At 38.2% G+C, this 18,044-nt stretch carries 32 protein-coding genes; all 32 read left to right on the forward strand.

Annotation, left to right across the window (positions count from 1 at the left end):
* Positions 1 to 33: 33 nt before the first annotated feature.
* The 32 genes from rplB to truA all read left to right on the forward strand — a co-directional run bounded on the left by rplB (position 34) and on the right by truA (position 18,043).
* A complete protein-coding gene (gene rplB, locus P0N36_RS00955) occupies positions 34 to 870 on the forward strand; it encodes a 50S ribosomal protein L2 (RefSeq protein WP_275840838.1) in 837 nt (278 codons plus the stop codon).
* A gap of 41 nt (positions 871 to 911) precedes the next feature.
* Entirely contained in the window at positions 912 to 1,193 is a 282-nt protein-coding gene (gene rpsS, locus P0N36_RS00960; RefSeq protein WP_125137693.1) for a 30S ribosomal protein S19, read from the forward strand.
* Between the two features lie 28 nt (positions 1,194 to 1,221).
* Entirely contained in the window at positions 1,222 to 1,608 is a 387-nt protein-coding gene (gene rplV / locus P0N36_RS00965) for a 50S ribosomal protein L22 (protein WP_275840839.1), read from the forward strand.
* A gap of 12 nt (positions 1,609 to 1,620) precedes the next feature.
* Positions 1,621 to 2,274 carry a 30S ribosomal protein S3 gene (gene rpsC, locus P0N36_RS00970; RefSeq protein WP_275840840.1) on the forward strand — a complete coding sequence of 218 codons (654 nt, stop codon included), beginning with the start codon at positions 1,621 to 1,623 and terminating at the stop codon, positions 2,272 to 2,274.
* On the forward strand, positions 2,274 to 2,699 hold the full coding sequence (gene rplP / locus P0N36_RS00975) for a 50S ribosomal protein L16 (protein ID WP_125137696.1): 426 nt from the start codon (positions 2,274 to 2,276) through the stop codon (positions 2,697 to 2,699). The genes rpsC and rplP overlap by 1 nt, the downstream gene beginning before the upstream one ends.
* Positions 2,700 to 2,701: 2 nt before the next feature.
* A complete protein-coding gene (gene rpmC, locus P0N36_RS00980) occupies positions 2,702 to 2,911 on the forward strand; it encodes a 50S ribosomal protein L29 (protein WP_125137697.1) in 210 nt (69 codons plus the stop codon).
* A 23-nt stretch (positions 2,912 to 2,934) separates the two neighbouring features.
* Positions 2,935 to 3,192, forward strand: coding sequence for a 30S ribosomal protein S17 (rpsQ, locus tag P0N36_RS00985; protein ID WP_125137698.1), 258 nt, complete (start codon positions 2,935 to 2,937; stop codon positions 3,190 to 3,192).
* 24 nt (positions 3,193 to 3,216) lie between these two features.
* Positions 3,217 to 3,585: a 50S ribosomal protein L14 gene (gene rplN, locus P0N36_RS00990; RefSeq protein WP_275840841.1), complete on the forward strand. Its 369-nt coding sequence runs from the start codon at positions 3,217 to 3,219 to the stop codon at positions 3,583 to 3,585.
* Between the two features lie 12 nt (positions 3,586 to 3,597).
* A complete protein-coding gene (gene rplX / locus P0N36_RS00995; RefSeq protein ID WP_125137700.1) occupies positions 3,598 to 3,936 on the forward strand; it encodes a 50S ribosomal protein L24 in 339 nt (112 codons plus the stop codon).
* A 20-nt stretch (positions 3,937 to 3,956) separates the two neighbouring features.
* Positions 3,957 to 4,496 (forward strand): 50S ribosomal protein L5, encoded by a 540-nt coding sequence (gene rplE, locus P0N36_RS01000; protein WP_275840842.1) that lies wholly within the window; start codon positions 3,957 to 3,959, stop codon positions 4,494 to 4,496.
* Positions 4,497 to 4,511: 15 nt separating this feature from the next.
* Positions 4,512 to 4,697, forward strand: coding sequence for a type Z 30S ribosomal protein S14 (locus tag P0N36_RS01005; RefSeq protein ID WP_125137702.1), 186 nt, complete (start codon positions 4,512 to 4,514; stop codon positions 4,695 to 4,697).
* A gap of 27 nt (positions 4,698 to 4,724) precedes the next feature.
* Positions 4,725 to 5,126 (forward strand): 30S ribosomal protein S8, encoded by a 402-nt coding sequence (gene rpsH / locus P0N36_RS01010; RefSeq protein WP_275840844.1) that lies wholly within the window; start codon positions 4,725 to 4,727, stop codon positions 5,124 to 5,126.
* Positions 5,127 to 5,320: 194 nt separating this feature from the next.
* The gene (rplF, locus tag P0N36_RS01015) at positions 5,321 to 5,860 is read left to right on the forward strand and encodes a 50S ribosomal protein L6 (RefSeq protein WP_275840846.1); all 540 of its coding nucleotides are present in this window, start codon (positions 5,321 to 5,323) and stop codon (positions 5,858 to 5,860) included.
* Positions 5,861 to 5,953: 93 nt separating this feature from the next.
* Positions 5,954 to 6,322: a 50S ribosomal protein L18 gene (gene rplR, locus P0N36_RS01020; protein ID WP_275840848.1), complete on the forward strand. Its 369-nt coding sequence runs from the start codon at positions 5,954 to 5,956 to the stop codon at positions 6,320 to 6,322.
* A 16-nt stretch (positions 6,323 to 6,338) separates the two neighbouring features.
* The gene (gene rpsE, locus P0N36_RS01025) at positions 6,339 to 6,848 is read left to right on the forward strand and encodes a 30S ribosomal protein S5 (protein WP_125137706.1); all 510 of its coding nucleotides are present in this window, start codon (positions 6,339 to 6,341) and stop codon (positions 6,846 to 6,848) included.
* 12 nt (positions 6,849 to 6,860) lie between these two features.
* Complete coding sequence (rpmD, locus tag P0N36_RS01030) at positions 6,861 to 7,043, forward strand: 50S ribosomal protein L30 (RefSeq protein ID WP_125137707.1); 183 nt, start codon at positions 6,861 to 6,863, stop codon at positions 7,041 to 7,043.
* 30 nt (positions 7,044 to 7,073) lie between these two features.
* Positions 7,074 to 7,514, forward strand: coding sequence for a 50S ribosomal protein L15 (rplO, locus tag P0N36_RS01035; RefSeq protein WP_275840850.1), 441 nt, complete (start codon positions 7,074 to 7,076; stop codon positions 7,512 to 7,514).
* Positions 7,515 to 8,777 carry a preprotein translocase subunit SecY gene (secY, locus tag P0N36_RS01040; protein ID WP_275840851.1) on the forward strand — a complete coding sequence of 421 codons (1,263 nt, stop codon included), beginning with the start codon at positions 7,515 to 7,517 and terminating at the stop codon, positions 8,775 to 8,777.
* Between the two features lie 177 nt (positions 8,778 to 8,954).
* The gene (locus tag P0N36_RS01045) at positions 8,955 to 9,599 is read left to right on the forward strand and encodes an adenylate kinase (protein WP_275840852.1); all 645 of its coding nucleotides are present in this window, start codon (positions 8,955 to 8,957) and stop codon (positions 9,597 to 9,599) included.
* Between the two features lie 3 nt (positions 9,600 to 9,602).
* On the forward strand, positions 9,603 to 10,382 hold the full coding sequence (gene map / locus P0N36_RS01050; protein ID WP_275840853.1) for a type I methionyl aminopeptidase: 780 nt from the start codon (positions 9,603 to 9,605) through the stop codon (positions 10,380 to 10,382).
* Positions 10,369 to 10,641, forward strand: coding sequence for a KOW domain-containing RNA-binding protein (locus P0N36_RS01055; protein ID WP_275840854.1), 273 nt, complete (start codon positions 10,369 to 10,371; stop codon positions 10,639 to 10,641). Before map ends, P0N36_RS01055 begins: the two co-directional genes overlap by 14 nt.
* Before the next feature lie 20 nt (positions 10,642 to 10,661).
* Positions 10,662 to 10,880: a translation initiation factor IF-1 gene (gene infA, locus P0N36_RS01060; RefSeq protein ID WP_125137712.1), complete on the forward strand. Its 219-nt coding sequence runs from the start codon at positions 10,662 to 10,664 to the stop codon at positions 10,878 to 10,880.
* A gap of 48 nt (positions 10,881 to 10,928) precedes the next feature.
* Positions 10,929 to 11,042, forward strand: coding sequence for a 50S ribosomal protein L36 (rpmJ, locus tag P0N36_RS01065; protein WP_125137713.1), 114 nt, complete (start codon positions 10,929 to 10,931; stop codon positions 11,040 to 11,042).
* A 406-nt stretch (positions 11,043 to 11,448) separates the two neighbouring features.
* Complete coding sequence (rpsM, locus tag P0N36_RS01070) at positions 11,449 to 11,817, forward strand: 30S ribosomal protein S13 (RefSeq protein ID WP_275840857.1); 369 nt, start codon at positions 11,449 to 11,451, stop codon at positions 11,815 to 11,817.
* An 18-nt stretch (positions 11,818 to 11,835) separates the two neighbouring features.
* On the forward strand, positions 11,836 to 12,228 hold the full coding sequence (gene rpsK, locus P0N36_RS01075; protein ID WP_275840859.1) for a 30S ribosomal protein S11: 393 nt from the start codon (positions 11,836 to 11,838) through the stop codon (positions 12,226 to 12,228).
* Between the two features lie 15 nt (positions 12,229 to 12,243).
* Positions 12,244 to 12,870, forward strand: coding sequence for a 30S ribosomal protein S4 (gene rpsD / locus P0N36_RS01080; protein ID WP_275840860.1), 627 nt, complete (start codon positions 12,244 to 12,246; stop codon positions 12,868 to 12,870).
* Between the two features lie 92 nt (positions 12,871 to 12,962).
* Complete coding sequence (locus P0N36_RS01085; protein WP_275840862.1) at positions 12,963 to 13,922, forward strand: DNA-directed RNA polymerase subunit alpha; 960 nt, start codon at positions 12,963 to 12,965, stop codon at positions 13,920 to 13,922.
* A 46-nt stretch (positions 13,923 to 13,968) separates the two neighbouring features.
* On the forward strand, positions 13,969 to 14,505 hold the full coding sequence (locus P0N36_RS01090) for a bL17 family ribosomal protein (RefSeq protein WP_275840863.1): 537 nt from the start codon (positions 13,969 to 13,971) through the stop codon (positions 14,503 to 14,505).
* A 265-nt stretch (positions 14,506 to 14,770) separates the two neighbouring features.
* Positions 14,771 to 15,631, forward strand: a complete 861-nt coding sequence (locus tag P0N36_RS01095; protein ID WP_275840951.1) for an energy-coupling factor transporter ATPase — start codon at positions 14,771 to 14,773, stop codon at positions 15,629 to 15,631.
* Positions 15,607 to 16,464: an energy-coupling factor transporter ATPase gene (locus P0N36_RS01100; protein WP_275840864.1), complete on the forward strand. Its 858-nt coding sequence runs from the start codon at positions 15,607 to 15,609 to the stop codon at positions 16,462 to 16,464. Before P0N36_RS01095 ends, P0N36_RS01100 begins: the two co-directional genes overlap by 25 nt.
* A gap of 13 nt (positions 16,465 to 16,477) precedes the next feature.
* Positions 16,478 to 17,281 (forward strand): energy-coupling factor transporter transmembrane component T family protein, encoded by an 804-nt coding sequence (locus P0N36_RS01105; RefSeq protein ID WP_275840865.1) that lies wholly within the window; start codon positions 16,478 to 16,480, stop codon positions 17,279 to 17,281.
* Positions 17,282 to 17,296: 15 nt separating this feature from the next.
* Positions 17,297 to 18,043 (forward strand): tRNA pseudouridine(38-40) synthase TruA, encoded by a 747-nt coding sequence (gene truA, locus P0N36_RS01110; RefSeq protein WP_275840866.1) that lies wholly within the window; start codon positions 17,297 to 17,299, stop codon positions 18,041 to 18,043.
* Position 18,044 lies beyond the last annotated feature (1 nt).

The following is an 18,044-nucleotide window of genomic DNA, read 5'->3' on the forward strand; positions in this document are numbered from 1 at the left end:
GGTAAGACGCTACAGGAAAGGAGCTAAAAGACAATGGGTATTAGAAAATACAAACCTTATACACCTTCCAGAAGACATATGACGGCTTCTACTTTTGAGGAAATCACAAAATCAACACCTGAAAGATCCTTAGTAGTGGCAATTAAAAAGAATTCAGGAAGAAACAATCAAGGTAAAATTACTGTGAGACACCGTGGTGGTGGCGCTAAAATAAAATATAGAATCATTGATTTTAAAAGAAACAAAGATGGAGTGCCAGCTAAAGTAGCATCTATTGAGTACGATCCAAACCGTACAGCTAACATTGCATTGCTTCAATATGCAGATGGTGAAAAGAAATACATTCTTGCACCTGTAGGCCTTAAAGTTGGATCCACATTAATGAGTGGCGCAGATGCAGAAATAAAAACAGGTAATGCATTACCACTTAGTAATATTCCGGTCGGTTCACAAATACACAACATCGAGATGAAGCCGGGTAAAGGTGGACAACTTGTACGTTCAGCCGGTAATGTAGCACAACTTATGGCAAAAGAAGGTAAGTTTGCAACATTAAGACTTCCATCTGGTGAGATGAGAATGGTACCAAGCGAGTGTAGAGCAACCATCGGTCAAGTTGGTAATGTTGACCATGAGCTTATTACCATAGGTAAAGCGGGACGTAAGCGTCATATGGGTATTCGCCCAACTGTACGTGGTTCTGTAATGAATCCTTGTGATCATCCACATGGTGGTGGTGAAGGTAAATCACCAATCGGTCGTCCAAGTCCAATGACACCTTGGGGTAAACCGGCACTTGGCCTTAAGACAAGAAAGAAAAACAAACATTCTAACAAATATATCGTGAGAAAACGTGGCAGTAATAAATAGTCACTCATCCATATCGATTAATGCAAAAGGAGGCTTTATAAATGGCTCGTTCATTGAAAAAAGGACCATTTATTGATGGGCACCTACTAAAAAAAGTAGAGGCACTCAATGAAACCGATAGCAAACAAGTTATTAAAACTTGGTCAAGACGTTCCACTGTATTCCCTGAGATGGTTGGACATACAATCGCCGTTCATGACGGTAGAAAACATGTACCGGTATACATCAGTGAAGACATGGTTGGTCATAAACTTGGAGAATTCGTTTTAACCAGAACCTTTAGAGGTCATGGCAAAGATGAAAAGAAATCAAAAGTACGTTAATTATATGTACGAAAGGAGGCACTTTTAGATGGCTAAAGGACATAGAAGTCAGATTAAACGTGAAAGAAATGCAAACACAGATAATAGAGCGAAAGCTAAAGTATCTTTTGCAAGAGTTTCTGACACAAAAGCACGAATTGTACTAGACACCATAAAAGGTAAAGACGTTGTATCGGCCCTTGGTATATTAGCTTTTACACCAAGAAAAGCTGCACGTGTTATAGAAAAACTATTGAATTCAGCAATTGCAAATGCTGAAAATAATCTTGGACTTGATCCAAACAACTTATACATTCAAGAGACATTTGCCAATAAAGGACCAACACTTAAGAGAATCAGACCAAGAGCTCAAGGTAGAGCTTTTAGAATTCAAAAAAGAACCAGTCACATCACGATTATCTTAAACGAAAGGTAAAGGAGGTAAGGCATGGGACAAAAAGTTAATCCACACGGCTTAAGAGTCGGTATCATCAAGGATTGGGATTCAAGATGGTATGCCGAGAAAAATTTTTCAGATCTTCTGGTAGAAGACTTTAATCTTAGAAAATTTTTAAAGAAAAAACTATACTCTGCAGGTATCTCAAAAATCGAAATTGAAAGAGCATCTGAAAGAGTGAAAGTCAACATTCATACTGCTAAACCTGGTATTGTTATTGGTAGAGGTGGAACAGCGATTGACGAGACTAAAAAAGAAGTTGAAGCTATGGTAACAGGAAAAGTGATTGTCAACATTGTTGAAGTCAAAAGACCTGAGAAAACTTCTCAATTAGTAGCTGAAAACGTAGCGCTTCAATTGGAGAACCGTGTATCATTTAGAAGAGCTATGAAACAAGTTATGGGACGCGCATTAAAATCAGGCGCAAAAGGAATCAAGGTACAATGTTCAGGACGTCTGGGTGGTGCTGAAATGGCACGAGTTGAAAGTTACAACGAAGGTAATATTCCACTTCAAACCCTTAGAGCTGACATTGACTATGGATTTGCTGAAGCAGATACAACTTACGGTAAAATTGGCGTAAAAGTATGGATTTGCCATGGTGAAGTTCTTCCTAAGAAAGCTAACAAAGGAGGAAACAAATAATGTTAATGCCAAAAAGAGTAAAAAGACGTAAACAATTTCGTGGACGTATGACAGGTAAAGCCACTCGTGGTAACCAAATCATCTATGGTGAATTTGGAATCGTTGCAATGGAAGCTGCTTGGGTACGTTCCAATCAAATAGAATCAGCCCGTGTTGCCATGACACGTTACATCAAGCGTGGTGGTAAAGTTTGGATCAAGATTTTCCCAGACAAGCCTGTAACTACTAAACCAGCAGAAACTCGTATGGGTTCTGGTAAAGGTTCACCTGAGTATTGGGTTGCGGTTGTAAAACCGGGACGCGTTATGTTTGAACTTGCAGGAGTTCCAGAAGAGACAGCTAGAGAAGCCCTAAGACTTGCAATGCACAAGTTGCCATTGAAATGTAAAATTGTTTCTCGCGCAGATTTAGAAGGCGGTGAATAATTGTGAAGTCAGCAAAATATTTAGAAGAGTTAAGAAATAAGTCAGCAGCTGAATTACAAGAAGCGTTGGTACTTGCGAAAAAGGAATTATTCAACTTAAGATTCCAAAATGCAACCAACCAATTAGAGAATACAGCTCGCATCACAGCAGTAAGAAAAAATATTGCAAAGATCCAAACAATTATTGCTGAGCAATTGCAAGCAGCTAAGTAATAATCTCGAAAGGAGGCATTGTTGTGACAGAAAGAAATCTGAGAAAAGTAAGAACCGGACGTGTTGTTAGTGACAAAATGGACAAAACTGTTGTTGTTGCCATTGAAGGCACAGTAAAACATCCATTGTATCATAAAGTAGTAAAAAGAACATACAAGCTTAAGGCTCATGATGAAAACAATGAGTGTGAAGTTGGCGATAGAGTAAAAGTGATGGAAACCAAGCCAATCTCAAAAGATAAGAGATGGCGTTTAGTGGAAATCATCGAGAAAGCAAAATAGTATTCCCGAAAGGAGGTTTTCAGCATGATTCAACAAGAATCTAGACTTAAAGTAGCTGATAATACAGGTGCCAAAGAAATCCTATGTATTCGTGTACTGGGAGGATCCACTAGAAGATATGCTAGTGTTGGTGATGTAATCGTTGCTACCGTTAAAGATGCAACACCAGGTGGCGTTGTAAAAAAAGGCGACGTGGTTAGAGCCGTTGTCGTTAGAACAGTAAAAGAAATCAGACGTAAAGATGGTTCATATATAAGATTTGATCAAAACGCAGCAGTTGTGCTTAAAGATGATGGTACTCCAAGAGGTACACGTATCTTTGGTCCTGTGGCAAGAGAACTTCGTGAGAAGAAGTATATGAAAATCTTATCACTAGCACCAGAAGTATTATAAGGAGGTGTACACATGTCAAAGATGAAACTTAAAACCGGCGATACTGTAAAAGTAATCACTGGTAAGGATAAAGGCAAAGAAGGCAAGATTTTAGATGTCAACAGCAAGTCAGGTAGAGTACTGGTTGAAGGCATTAACAAAGCAACTAAGCACACGAAACCAAGTGCGGCCAATCAACAAGGTGGTATCATACACAAGGAAGCCATGATTGATGCTTCTAATGTTATGTATATGCACAAAGGTAAGCCGACCAAACTTGGCGCAGTCGTTTCCACGGTTGAGCGTAATGGCAAAACCAAAACTGTGCGTAAGCGTGTAGCTAAGACTACCGGTGAAGTCGTCGACAAATAATCGAAAGGAGGTCCATTCAATTGAGTAGACTTATTGATACTTACAGAAATGAAATCGTTGAAGGTATGATGAAAAAATTCAACTATACTAATAAATTACAAGTGCCAAAGATTGAAAAAATCGTCATCAATATGGGTGTCGGTGAAGCTAAAGAAAATCAAAAAGCTATGGATTCTGCAGTGAGTGATCTTACAACTATTGCAGGTCAAAAGCCACTTGTAACAAAAGCAAAAAAATCAGTAGCAGCCTTTAAATTAAGAGAAGGTATGAGCATTGGTACGAAGGTAACCCTTCGTGGCAAGAGAATGTATGAGTTCCTAGACCGACTTGTCAACTTATCTTTACCACGTGTTCGTGACTTTAGAGGTGTTAACCCTAACTCTTTCGATGGTAGGGGTAACTATGCAATGGGCATTAAGGAACAACTTATATTTCCGGAGATCGAATATGACAAGATTGACAAAATCAGAGGTATGGATATCATCATTGTTACAACTGCTAACACAGATGAAGAAGCTAGAGAGCTACTAACTCAATTCGGAATGCCTTTCAGAAAATAAAGGAGGTAATAATCAATGGCTAAAACGTCAATGAAGGTTAAACAACAACGTAAACCCAAATTCTCCACACAAGCTTACACCCGTTGCAGACTTTGCGGAAGACCTCATAGTGTATTGAAAAAATACGGTATATGCAGAATTTGTTTCAGAGAACTTGCATACAAAGGACAAATCCCCGGTGTTAAAAAAGCTAGTTGGTAAACAACATATAGGAAGGAGGCAATTATCATGACAATGAGTGATCCTATTGCAGATATGCTTACAAGAATTAGAAACGGTAACACAGCAAAGCATGACATTGTAAAAGTTCCATCATCAAAGATGAAACTTGCTGTTGTTGATATATTAGTAAAAGAAGGTTATGTCAAAAACTATAAAGTTATAGCGGACGGCGCTTTCAAATCAATTAGAATCGAACTTAAGTATGGTGCGGATAAGAATGAAAAAGTTATTTCCGGTATCAAAAAGATATCAAAGCCAGGACTTAGAGTTTATGCAAGCAAAGATGAGTTACCATCAGTACTTGGTGGACTTGGTACAGCGATTATATCAACAAATAAAGGTCTGATTACAGACAAAGAAGCTAGAAAGCTAAATGTTGGTGGCGAGGTTATAGCCTTTATCTGGTAAATCAACCGGTTATGCTACCAAGCATTATAAAGATTTCTTAAAGCACTAGAAATTAACTTTAAACTATGATAGTCTGTTTAAGACTGTCAATAGACACCTTGAGTATATGCAAAATCCATGCAAGTGTCTGATTAGGTGAAAAGATAGTTTCAAGATAGAAGCTGTTTTAATTTAACCGTAAGGAGGAAAAAAGAATGTCTCGAATTGGAAAATTACCAATTACTGTTCCGACTGGTGTTGATGTTACAATAACAAAAGAAAACTTTGTTACTGTAAAAGGACCAAAAGGAACAATAGCAAAGCAAGTACCAAAAGAAATGGAAATAAAACTTGAGGGTTCAGAAGTCGTGGTTACAAGACCGAGTGAACTTAAAAAGATGAAATCATTACATGGGCTTACAAGAACGTTAGTCTTTAATATGGTTGAAGGTGTAACGAATGGTTACACAAAAGTACTCGAGATCAATGGTGTCGGATATAGAGCTAAAAAAGACGGTAGAAAACTAGACCTAAGTTTAGGTTATAGTCATCCTGTAGTTATGGAAGATCCAGAAGGTATTGAATCTGTGGTTGAAGGCAATAAGATAACCATCAGCGGGATCAGCAAAGAAAAAGTTGGTCAATACGCAGCCGAAATCAGATTCAAAAGACCACCAGAGCCCTATAAAGGCAAAGGTATCAAGTACATTGATGAAATCATCAAACGTAAAGAAGGAAAAGCTGGTAAGTCATAAGCATAGACTTAGTCTTGCCTAAGCACCTTTATATGAAATTGATGATTCTTCGGACAACTTTCATAATAAAATTGACAAAGGGGTGAAATCCAAATGATTAAGAAAATATCCAGACAAGCAGTTCGTGTTAAAAAACACTTGAAAATAAGAAACAAAATTTCAGGTACTCCTGCTAGACCAAGATTAGCTGTTTATAGAAGCAATACGCATATCTATGCTCAGATAATTGATGATGTTAAGGGCAACACACTCGTTGCAGCTTCAACTGTAGAAAAGGCAATCAAGGAGACATTGGAAAAAACCAACGATATAGCCGCAGCAAAAGCTGTTGGTGATGCTGTTGCGAAAAAAGCAATTGAAAAAGGCATCGACGCTGTTGTTTTTGACCGTGGTGGGTATATTTACCATGGCAAGATCAAAGCATTAGCTGACGCAGCTCGAGAAGCTGGGTTAAAATTCTAAGTAAGGAGGTTGACACATGAAGCGAAACATTATAGATTTTAATGGCTTAGAACTTAAAGAAAAAGTCGTAACCATTAAACGTGTAACGAAGGTTGTAAAAGGTGGACGTAACTTCAGATTCACAGCAACGGTTGTTGTTGGGGATGAAAACGGACACGTTGGTGCCGGCATGGGTAAAGCTGTGGAAATTCCAGAAGCAATCCGTAAAGGTATAGAAGATGCAAAGAAAAAAATGATTGAGATTCCACTAGATGAAAATAACAGTATACCACATGACTGGTTAGGGAAATTCGGTAGTGCTTCTGTTTTACTAAAAAGAGCACCTGAAGGTACCGGTGTTATAGCTGGTGGCCCTGCACGTGCTGTGCTTGAGCTTGCTGGTATCAAAAACATCAGAACAAAATCCCTAGGTTCAAACAATAAGGCAAATCTTGTTGCAGCAACCATTACAGGGCTTAGTCAGTTAAAAACACCAGAGCAAGTAGCCAATCTTCGTGGTAAAACAGTAGAAGAAGTATTAGGTTAGGAGGGAACCAAGATGGCAGATAAATTAAAAATTACTTTAGTTAAATCGACAATTGGCGCCAAACCTAAACACAAGTTAACCGCTGAAGCCTTAGGTTTAACAAAACTTAACAAAACAGTAGAACAAAGTGACAATGCGGCAATTAGAGGTATGATTCAGTCGATCGTGCACTTAGTAAAAGTTGAAGAAGTTTAGTCGAAAAAACAATAAGGAGGTGTAACCGACATGAATTTAACAGATTTAAGACCTGTATCGGGTTCAAAAAAGAAGAAATTCATAAAAGGTAGAGGTCACGGTTCTGGAAACGGTAAGTTTGCAGGTAGAGGTCGTGATGGTCAGAACTCACGTTCAGGCGGGGGTACTAGACCGGGCTTTGAAGGTGGACAAATGCCTTTATATAGACGTCTTCCAAAAAGAGGATTTACTTGTCTGAATTCAAAAGAGATCGTTGCCATTAATGTGGACGCGCTAAATGTATTTAGAGCAGGATCCGTCATCACAGTTGAAAAATTACAGGAAAAAGGGATTATCAACAACCCACAAGACGGTGTCAAAATCTTAGGAGATGGAGAATTGACTAAGAAATTGACGGTTCAAGTGAATGCTTTTAGTAAATCAGCCATTGAGAAAATCGAGGCTGCTGGTGGGAAAGCAGAGGTGGTATAATTGTTTAAGACACTTCGAGATGCTTTTAAAATAGAAGACTTAAGAAAAAGAATACTGTTTACATTTTTCATGTTATTTGCCATTCGTTCAGGTGCTGCCATTCCTATCCCAGGGATTGACAGCCGTGGTATCCTAGAGTACTTTAATAATAATAGTGAAGGACTACTAGGGATGTTTGATGCTTTTTCAGGTGGTGCATTCAAGAACATGACCATTTTTGCTCTTGGTATTATCCCGTACATCAACTCATCCATCATCATGAACCTTCTTACAATTGCGATTCCTGCACTTGAAGAAATGCAAAAAGACGGTGAAGACGGTAGGAAAAAGATTGCGAAAATCACAAGATATGCAACGATTGGATTCGCAGTGATTCAAGCAACTGCTATTAGCATCGGATTTAGAAGTTATTTTGTTAACTACAACTTCTGGTCTGTTATTGCAGCCATTGTTACAATGACGGCTGGAACAGCATTCTTGATGTGGTGTGGTGAAAAAATCACTGAAAACGGCGTAGGTAATGGTATTTCACTCATTATTACCGTAAATATCTTATCAGGTCTTGGTAGTGGCGCTTTAACATTATACGAGTTATTTATGAGCAGTGAAGTGGTAAAAGCAATTATACTCTTGGTTGTTTTCTTCTTAATGATTGTGTTTGTCGTCTTGATCCAATTAGGTGAAAGACGCGTACCGGTTCAGTATGCAAAAAGGGTCCAAGGACGTAAGGTGTATGGAGGTCAATCGACCCACATACCCATGAAAGTGAATATGGCTGGTGTTATTCCTGTAATATTTGCATCATCCTTATTACAATTTCCAGCGACCATTACTTCTTTTATCACTGCAAGCCCTTCAGGTTGGTGGGGTAAGACTTTAGAAGTGATTAGTATCAGTAATCCCTATGGTGCTGCAATATACTTTGTACTCATTATAGCGTTTGCTTATTTCTATACAGCCATAACATTTAATCCTTATGATGTGGCAAACAATATGAAAAAGAATGGTGGTTTTATACCAGGGATTCGTCCTGGTAAACCAACAGTAGAATATTTATCAAAGGTGCTTAGTAGACTTGTATTAATCGGTGCTGTCATGCTGGGTATCATAGCTTTAGCTCCCGTAGGGCTAACCGCAGTTACGAAGATTCAATTGAATTTCGGTGGAACCTCACTGATCATCGTAGCCGGAGTTGCACTTGAAACTGTTAAGCAGGTTCAATCACAACTTGTCATGAGACATTACAAAGGTTTCTTAGGATAAGAACTGAAAAACGATTATATAGTTTTTGAATAGCTTTAATTCGACTAGGAGAAGATGGTAAGGGCGATCCGCCTACATCCTTTTAGTCGATTTAGAAGCTTTCATCTATTCACTGAAAAACGAGTACTTTGATGCAAATTGAGTATCTGCTCAAGAAGTGTCTAAAGGAGGTATATGATGAAAATCATTATGTTAGGCGCACCTGGTGCCGGCAAAGGAACACAAGCTAAAAAACTATCAACAAAATACAGTATTCCACATATTTCTACAGGTGATATTTTCAGAGCTAATATCAAAGGTGAAACGGAACTTGGACTAAAAGCAAAAAGCTTTATGGATCAAGGATTGTTGGTACCGGATGAATTGGTTGTAGATCTTGTAGCAGACCGTATTGTAGAAGAAGATTGTTCTAAGGGATTTGTTTTAGATGGTTTTCCAAGAACCATACCACAAGCAGAAAGCTTGGATGCAGCTTTAGAAAAAATGGGTACTTCTATGGACTATGCTATAGATGTGGATGTACCTGATGAAGTTATTGTTAAAAGAATGTCCGGTAGAAGAGCATGCGTAAAATGTGGTGCAACATACCATACAGTATATATAGCACCAAAAGTTGAAGGCATCTGTGATGTGTGCGGCAGTGAGCTGATTCTAAGAGATGATGACCAACCTGAAACTGTACTAAAAAGATTAGGTGTCTACCATGAACAAACCCAACCACTTATTGAATACTACACAAACAAAGGCATACTAAAAACAGTGGACGGAACTCAAGACATAGATGTGATTTTTGAATCCATATGTGAAATTGTAGGTGCGTAGTAGATGGCAATATTAATAAAAAGCGATTCAGAGATTGAGATTATGCGACAGGCCAATGCCATTGTAGCTAATGCCCACGAAGCAGTGGCAAAGGCTATAAGAGTAGGTGTGTCAACTTATGAGCTTGATAGGATTGCTGAAGACTTCATACGGAGTCAAAACGCTACCCCTTCCTTTCTAGGTTATGGTGGTTTCCCTGCTTCTATATGTACTTCTGTCAACGAAGCTGTTGTTCATGGTATTCCCAGTAAACATCAGATTATAGAAAATGGAGACGTTTTAAGTGTTGATATTGGCGCCTATTTCAATGGTTATCATGGTGATGCAGCAAGAAGTTATGCTGTAGGTCAAGCATCTGAGGATGCCATCAAACTCATTGAAGTGACGAAGGCAAGTTTCTTTGAAGGTATTAGATATGCTAAGCCCGGTGCTCATTTACATGAAATATCTGCAGCCATCCAAAATTATGTGGAGGCGCATGGTTTTTCAGTCGTAAGAGATTTGGTTGGACACGGTATAGGTAAAGATTTACATGAAGAACCTCAAATACCTAACTACAAGCCCATCGGACGCGGGCCAAAACTTCAAAAAGGCATGGTACTTGCCATTGAACCAATGGTTAACGCAGGACGCTATAATGTTCGAACTTTAAGTGATGACTGGACAGTTGTGACTTTGGACGGATCATTATCTGCCCACTATGAAAACACAATACTGATAACGGATACAGGTTATGAATTACTGACGATTTTGAATCAAGGTGAGTGCAATGATAAAAATTGAGCTTGGTCAAGTTGTAAAATCTACGGCAGGTCGAGATTGTGGAGAGCTCTTTATTATATTAGATATAAAAGAGGCATATGTATATATTGCAGATGGTAAACGCAGACGCATAGAAGCTCCCAAAAAGAAGAAGTACAAGCATATTCAAATCACTTATAAGATTGCAGATGAAATAGCCGGTAAATTAAAGCACAATGAGAAAATCACCAATGCCGATATCAGAAATAGTTTAAAAGATTATCAACAAACCCTAGAATAAGCCTAATTAGGAGGTAGACCATGTCGAAAAAAGACGTAATAGAAGTTGAAGGTAAGGTTAAAGAAAAATTGCCCAATGCCATGTTTCAAGTTGAACTTGAAAATGGTCATGTTATTTTAGCCCATATATCCGGAAAACTCAGAATGCACTATATCAGAATTTTACCAGGTGACAAAGTAACCATAGAAATGTCACCCTATGATTTGACAAAAGGTAGAATAATCTGGCGAGACAAATAAATGAAAAGCCCTAGATTTCGATCATAGATCAAGGAAGGAGTACCAAAAATGAAAGTAAGAGCTTCAGTTAAACCAATTTGTGAAAAATGTAAAGTTATCAAAAGAAACGGAAGAATCAGAGTAATCTGTGAGAATCCAAAGCATAAACAAAAACAAGGGTGATATACGCCTTTGAAGTTGTAGATATTTACTTGACCTCATTAAGAAGCATTTTATAGTGGGTAAAAGTGGTATATAGTAAGGACTACAAATTTAGACTTGTACTATTGGTCAGAATGTTATATAATATCTAATTGTGATGTTTATACAGACTAATGAACAAAACCACCAGGACATGTTGTGTAAACAATTGAACCTTGTTCCTTAATCAGGGTGAAATTGGATGAAGCGAAGGTACTAGGTGGCTAGTCTAATGAGATGATAATATGATTCAGTACTTTATAGAATGAGAGTTGCATTGAATAAAGAATTGAATGGTATTGAGACCAATGGCATACAAGGGGAGGCAATATTTGCTGACCGAATCTTGTTGCCGACCTATCAAATTTAATGGAGGTGTACAGAAAACATGGCTCGTATTGCTGGTGTTGACTTACCTAGAGAAAAACGTGTAGAAGTTGGTTTGACGTATATTTATGGAATTGGAAGACCAACGGCTGAAAAAATCGTAAAAGAAGCAGGAATTAGTGTTGATACAAGAGTAAGAGATTTAACGGATGCTGAAGTCAGTAGTCTACGTGAGATTATTGAGAAAACAGCACAAGTTGAAGGTGATCTTAGAAGAGAAATCGCTCTTAATATTAAGAGACTAATGGAAATTGGATGTTATCGTGGTATTCGTCATAGAAGAGGTCTTCCTGTAAGAGGACAAAAAACTAAAACGAATGCAAGAACCAGAAAAGGTCCACGTAGAACAGTAGCTAACAAGAAAAAATAGTTGTAAGGAGGCTTAGTAATGGCAAAAGTAGTCAAAAGAACGGCTAAAAAGCGTGTTAAAAAACATGTTGATCGTGGACAAGCACATATTCAATCTACGTTTAACAATACAATAGTAACCTTGACAGATGCACAAGGTAATACATTATCATGGGCAAGTGCCGGCGGTTTAGGTTTTAGAGGCTCAAGAAAAAATACACCTTATGCAGCTCAAATGGCAGCAGAAACAGCAGCCAAAGCAGCTATGGTTCACGGTCTTAAGACGGTCGAAGTCATGGTTAAAGGACCTGGATCAGGTAGAGAAGCAGCTATTAGAGCACTTCAAGCAGCGGGTCTTGATGTAACTAGTATTAAGGATGTGACGCCAGTTCCTCATAATGGATGTCGTCCACCAAAACGTAGAAGAGTTTAATGGAGGTGTCAATAGATGGCTAGATATACAGGTGCTGTTTGTAGACTTTGCCGTAGAGAAGGCGATAAGCTTTTCCTAAAAGGCGAGAGATGTTATACAGCAAAATGTGCAATGGAACGTAGACCATACGCACCGGGACAGCATGGAAACAGAAGAGCGAAAGTCTCTGAATACGGTCTACAATTACGTACAAAGCAAAAAGCAAAAAGAATATATGGTGTTTTAGAAACACAATTTAGAAACTACTATGAAACGGCTGCACATCAAAAAGGCATCACAGGTGAAAACCTATTGGTACTTCTTGAAATGCGCCTTGATAATGTAGTTTATAGAGCAGGTCTTGGACGTTCAAGAACTGAGGCGAGACAAGTTGTTCGTCATAATCATATCCTTGTTAATGGTAAAAAAGTGAATATCCCTTCTTATCAAGTAAAAATTGGTGATGTAATTACGGTTAGAGAAAAATCACAAACAATTCAAGGTATGAAGAATATTATCGAAACTACAGCATCAAGATCCGTTACAGAATGGTTAGATGCAGATCTTGAAAACTTTACTGTTAAAGTACTAGCTAAACCGGAAAGAGATCAAATCTTGATCCCAGTAGAAGAAACTCTTATTGTCGAGTTATATTCTAAATAATGGTTTCTATCTGTATAAACCTTGGTTTATACAGATTATATGCTTAATGAATACAAGTAAAGTAACCAATTAAAGTTAGGAGGGTCTTGTTAGTGTTTGATTTCGAGAAACCAAGAATTGACATTTTATCAATTTCAGAAGACAACAAACATGGTTCGTTTGTTATTGAACCTCTTGAAAGAGGTTATGGTACGACTTTAGGGAATTCTCTAAGAAGAATCATGCTATCATCTTTACCGGGTGCTTCTGTAAGCAGTATTAAAATCGAAGGCGTGCTTCATGAATTTAGTACGATTCCTGGCGTCAAAGAGGATGTTACAGAAATTATTCTTAACATCAAAAGGTTAGCAATTCGTAATAACAGTGATAGTTCAGAGCCAAAAGTAGCGTACATAGAATTTGAAGGTGAAGGTGTCGTTACTGGTGCTGATATTCAAGCAGATCCTGACATAGAAATTGCAAATCCAGATCTACCAATAGCAACTCTTAGTGGTGGATCAGACAGCAAACTTTTTATTGAGCTCACAATCAATAAAGGTCGAGGCTATGTTACAGCTGACAAGAATAAATCTGACGATCAACCGATCGGTGTAATTCCAATTGATGCCATCTACACCCCTGTAGAACGTGTTAATATTAAGGTGGAAAATACCCGTGTCGGGAATGTAACAGATTATGATAAATTAACATTAGAAGTATTCACCGATGGCACCTTGTCACCAGATGAAGCAGTTAGTCTAGCGGCCAAAGTACTCAGTGAACACTTAAGCTTATTCATAGATTTATCAGAAAACGCGAGAAATGCTGAAGTTATGGTGGAAAAAGAAGACGATGAAAAAGAAAAAGTGCTTGAAATGAGCATTGATGAGCTAGAGTTGTCTGTACGATCCTATAACTGTTTAAAAAGAGCCGGGATTAATACTGTTGAAGAATTAACCAACAGAACCCCTGATGATATGATGAAAGTTAGAAATTTAGGACGCAAATCATTAGAAGAAGTACTTGCTAAGCTTCAAGAATTAGGTTTACAACTTAGACCTGGTGACGAATAGGCAATCTTCTTAAAATACACATTATCTGGAAAAGGAGGCTGTATCCATGCCTGGTTATAGAAAACTTGGGAGAGTATCATCCCAAAGAAAAGCATTACTAAGAAACCAAGTAACGAACCTTTTGTATCATGGTAAAATCAAAACCACTGATCCAAAAGCCAAAGAAGTTCGTAAGATTGCTGAGAAGTTGATTGCAATGGCAGTAAGAGAAAAAGACAATTATACTGAAGTAACGGTTACTCAAAAAGTGCCTAAAAAAACTGCTGATGGTAAAAGAGTCAAAGAGGTCGTTGATGGCAAGAAAGTAACACAATTTGAAGAAATTCAGAAGGTCATCAGAAAAGACAGTGCAACAAAGCTCCATGCAAGAAGAGAGATATTGAAAGTATTATACCCTGTAACAGAAGTGCCAAAAGAGGCAGCTGGTAAAAAGGCAAATACTAAAAAAGTAGACCTTGCAGAAGTTTTATTTAACGAGATAGCACCCAAATATTCAGATCGAAATGGTGGTTACACAAGAATCATTAAAATCGGTCCACGTAAAGGTGACGCTGCAGAAGAAGTAATTCTTGAATTAGTATAATAAACAGGGGTTAAGTGCGCTGCACTTAGCCCCCTTTTTGTACTTCTCTAGGAAAGACAATGCTATGTTAATGCGTTGAAGCATCGCATTAACTATCAAGGACCTTTCCTTTCGAACCGTTCAGAAATATGAGCAGAGCTCATAACGAAGCGAAGCATCTTTTCTTGATTAGAAAAGATGCATAAACACAGTCAGTAGTAATAGTTGAGAATCTAATACCTTGGGTTCTGACCTATTCTAAAGACAAAGAGAGAATAGGAGTGACATTAATATGGTAAAAGCGAATAATTTGATATTTGAATATGTTGCTCATAATGATCGAGGTGAAGTGGAAGGTGTTCACAGAGCCATCGATGATGTCTCCTTTGATGTAAAAAAAGGAGACTTTATTGCTATCTTGGGTCACAATGGATCAGGAAAATCTACGTTGGCAAAACACTTGAATGCACTCTTAAAACCAAAATCGGGATCATTGCTTATTAAAAACATGGACACTAAAGATGAGCATCATGTATGGGATATACGACAATCTGCTGGTATGGTGTTTCAAAATCCGGACAATCAGATTATAGCGACAATTGTTGAAGAAGACGTTGCCTTCGGTCCGGAAAATATCGGAATAGAAGCAGAAGAAATCAGAAGAAGGGTGGATATGGCCCTAGAAGTTGTCGAGATGACAGACTATGCAGGACACTCACCAAATAAATTATCAGGCGGTCAAAAACAACGTATTGCAATTGCCGGTGTACTGGCCATGAAGCCGGATTGTATTATTCTAGATGAACCCACAGCGATGTTGGATCCATCAGGGCGAGAAGAAGTCTTAAAAACCGTACAAAAGTTAAATAAAGAAGACAAAATAACAATTATACTGATTACCCATTTTATGGAGGAAGCTGTTATGGCAGATCATGTTTATGTTATGGCGGAAGGTAAGATTGCTTTAGATGGTATTCCTCGAGATGTTTTTACAAAAGTAGAGACCATGAAAGACTTGAAATTAAATGTGCCTGAAGTAACAGAACTTGCCTATGAACTGAAACAAGCAGGTATCCATATTCCGACGGATTTATTAACGATAGATGAAATGGTGGAAAGCATATGTCAATTACAATTGAAAACTTAAATTACACTTATGGCGCCGACACAGCATTTAAAATGCAAGCTTTAAAACAAATCAACTTAAGAATTAGTCCTGGTGAGTTCGTGGGATTGATTGGTCACACGGGATCCGGTAAGTCCACACTTATACAACAAATCAACGGCATATTGAAACCGGATTCTGGAAAAGTGAAAATAGGCGACATATCTATTTTTGAAAAAGGTGTGGATTTAAGGAGCATAAGGCAAAAGGTAGGTTTGGTGTTTCAATACCCGGAGCATCAGCTTTTTGAAATGACGGTTTTTAAAGACGTGGCATTTGGCCCAACCAATATGAAGCTTGGGGAAGATGATATTAATGAAAGGGTTAAGCATGCTTTGAGTATCGTTGGTATTGATGAATCCCTATATGAATCGTCACCCTTTGACCTTTCAGGTGGACAAAAACGGCGTGTAGCCATAGCAGGTGTTCTAGCCATGATGCCCGAAATACTTATTCTAGATGAGCCGACAGCAGGACTTGACCCTCAGGGTCGTTATGAGATATTAAATGAGATTCAGAACTTACACAAAAGCCTGGGTATTACGGTTATTTTGGTTTCTCATAGTATGGAAGACATAGCTCGTTATGTTAACCGAGTCGTTGTTATGGATAAAGGTGAAATCAAGATGGATGGTCTTGTTAAGGACGTTTTTAAAGAAACAGAGGCCCTTGAAGCTATGGGCCTTGCTGTACCCCAAATCAGCTATCTTATTCAAGCATTAAACAAACATGGTTTTAATCTATCTGAGGATATTGTAACACTTGAAGAAGCCAAGAAAGCACTGATTACCTTACTTAAAACAGATTCTGAATAAAGAGGAAAACAATATGATTAGGGATATAACCATCGGACAATTTTATCCGGCTAGGTCAAGGATTCACGAGTTGGACCCACGTACAAAAATCAATGGTACATTCTTTTTTATACTATCATTGTTTATAAATCAGTCTTTCATGACTTATGGTATAGCCTTTTTAGCACTTTGTGCGGTTATCATGGCAACGACCATACCGGTTCGCTTTATGTTAAAAGGTTTAAAATCCATTTTTATCATTATAATGCTTACCATTGTGCTGAATCTTTTTTTGACACCAGGCACAACAATTCTATTAACACTTGGTCGTTTTACAATCACCTTAGAAGGTTTGCAAACAGCTTTCTATATGGGTACAAGGCTCATTATGCTGATTATAGGTTCTTCGGTTTTAACACTGACCACTTCACCTATAACCTTAACGGACGGCATAGAGGCACTCTTAAAACCCTTAGAGCGCATCAAGGTACCCGCTCACGAGATTGCTATGATGATGACGATTGCTCTGCGCTTTATTCCAATTTTATTAGAGGAAACAGATAAAATCATGAAAGCACAGCTTGCGCGAGGTGCAGATTTTGAATCAGGTGGATTGATAAAAAAAGCAAGAAGTATGGTTCCTTTGTTGGTTCCTCTATTTATATCTTCATTTAGAAGAGCAGATGATCTTGCACTCGCTATGGAGGCTAGATGTTATAGAGGTGGCGAAGGCCGAACCCGTTTAAAACAACTCAGATATAAAAAAATTGATTTTTGGGCATACACTATCTTGATGCTTTATCTAATCGTTTTCATTGTCATGAGAGTGTTAGCATAAAAAAGGAGCACCAATATGTATTATTACAAATTAACAGTAGCTTATGACGGTACGAATTACTGTGGGTGGCAAGTACAAAAAAACAATGTAACTGTACAAGGTGTTATGATGAAGGCGGCCAAATCGCTGTTTGGTGAAGACGTCACCTTAACAGGGGCCAGTAGGACGGACTCAGGTGTTCATGCTAATGGACAAGTGGTTCTCATGGCAAGCAAGAAAGCGATGGAGACTTACAAAATACCTCTAGCATTGAACATGCATATGCCAAGAGATATTGTTGTTACCAGTGCAGAAGTAGTTGATGCAACCTTTCATCCTAGATATGTGCCCCATCAAAAAACATACGTGTACCATGTGTATAACGGCCCTCACCACTTACCAAGAGATCAACGTTACAGCATGCACTATAGATATCATTTAAAGCTTGAGCCGATGCTGGAAGCGGCTAAGTATTTCATCGGTACCCATGATTTCGAAAGTTATAGTTCTATTAAGAAAAGTGTCGATCAGACGACTAGAACAATATATGATTTGAAAATAACCCGGGAGGGTTTGATGTATCGTTTCGAAATAAAAGGCAACGGATTTTTGTACAATATGGTAAGAATTATGGTGGGGACATTGCTTGAAGTTGGTAATGGCAGGAGAAAACCGGATTCCATAAGAGAAGGCTTGGAAAAGAAGTCGAGAAAAGCAGCAGGGAAAACTGCACCGGCAAAAGGACTAACACTGGAATGTATAGATTACTCACAAGGAGATTAGG

This window comes from Petrocella sp. FN5 (assembly GCF_029210395.1).
Taxonomy (GTDB): Bacteria; Bacillota; Clostridia; order Lachnospirales; family Vallitaleaceae; genus Petrocella.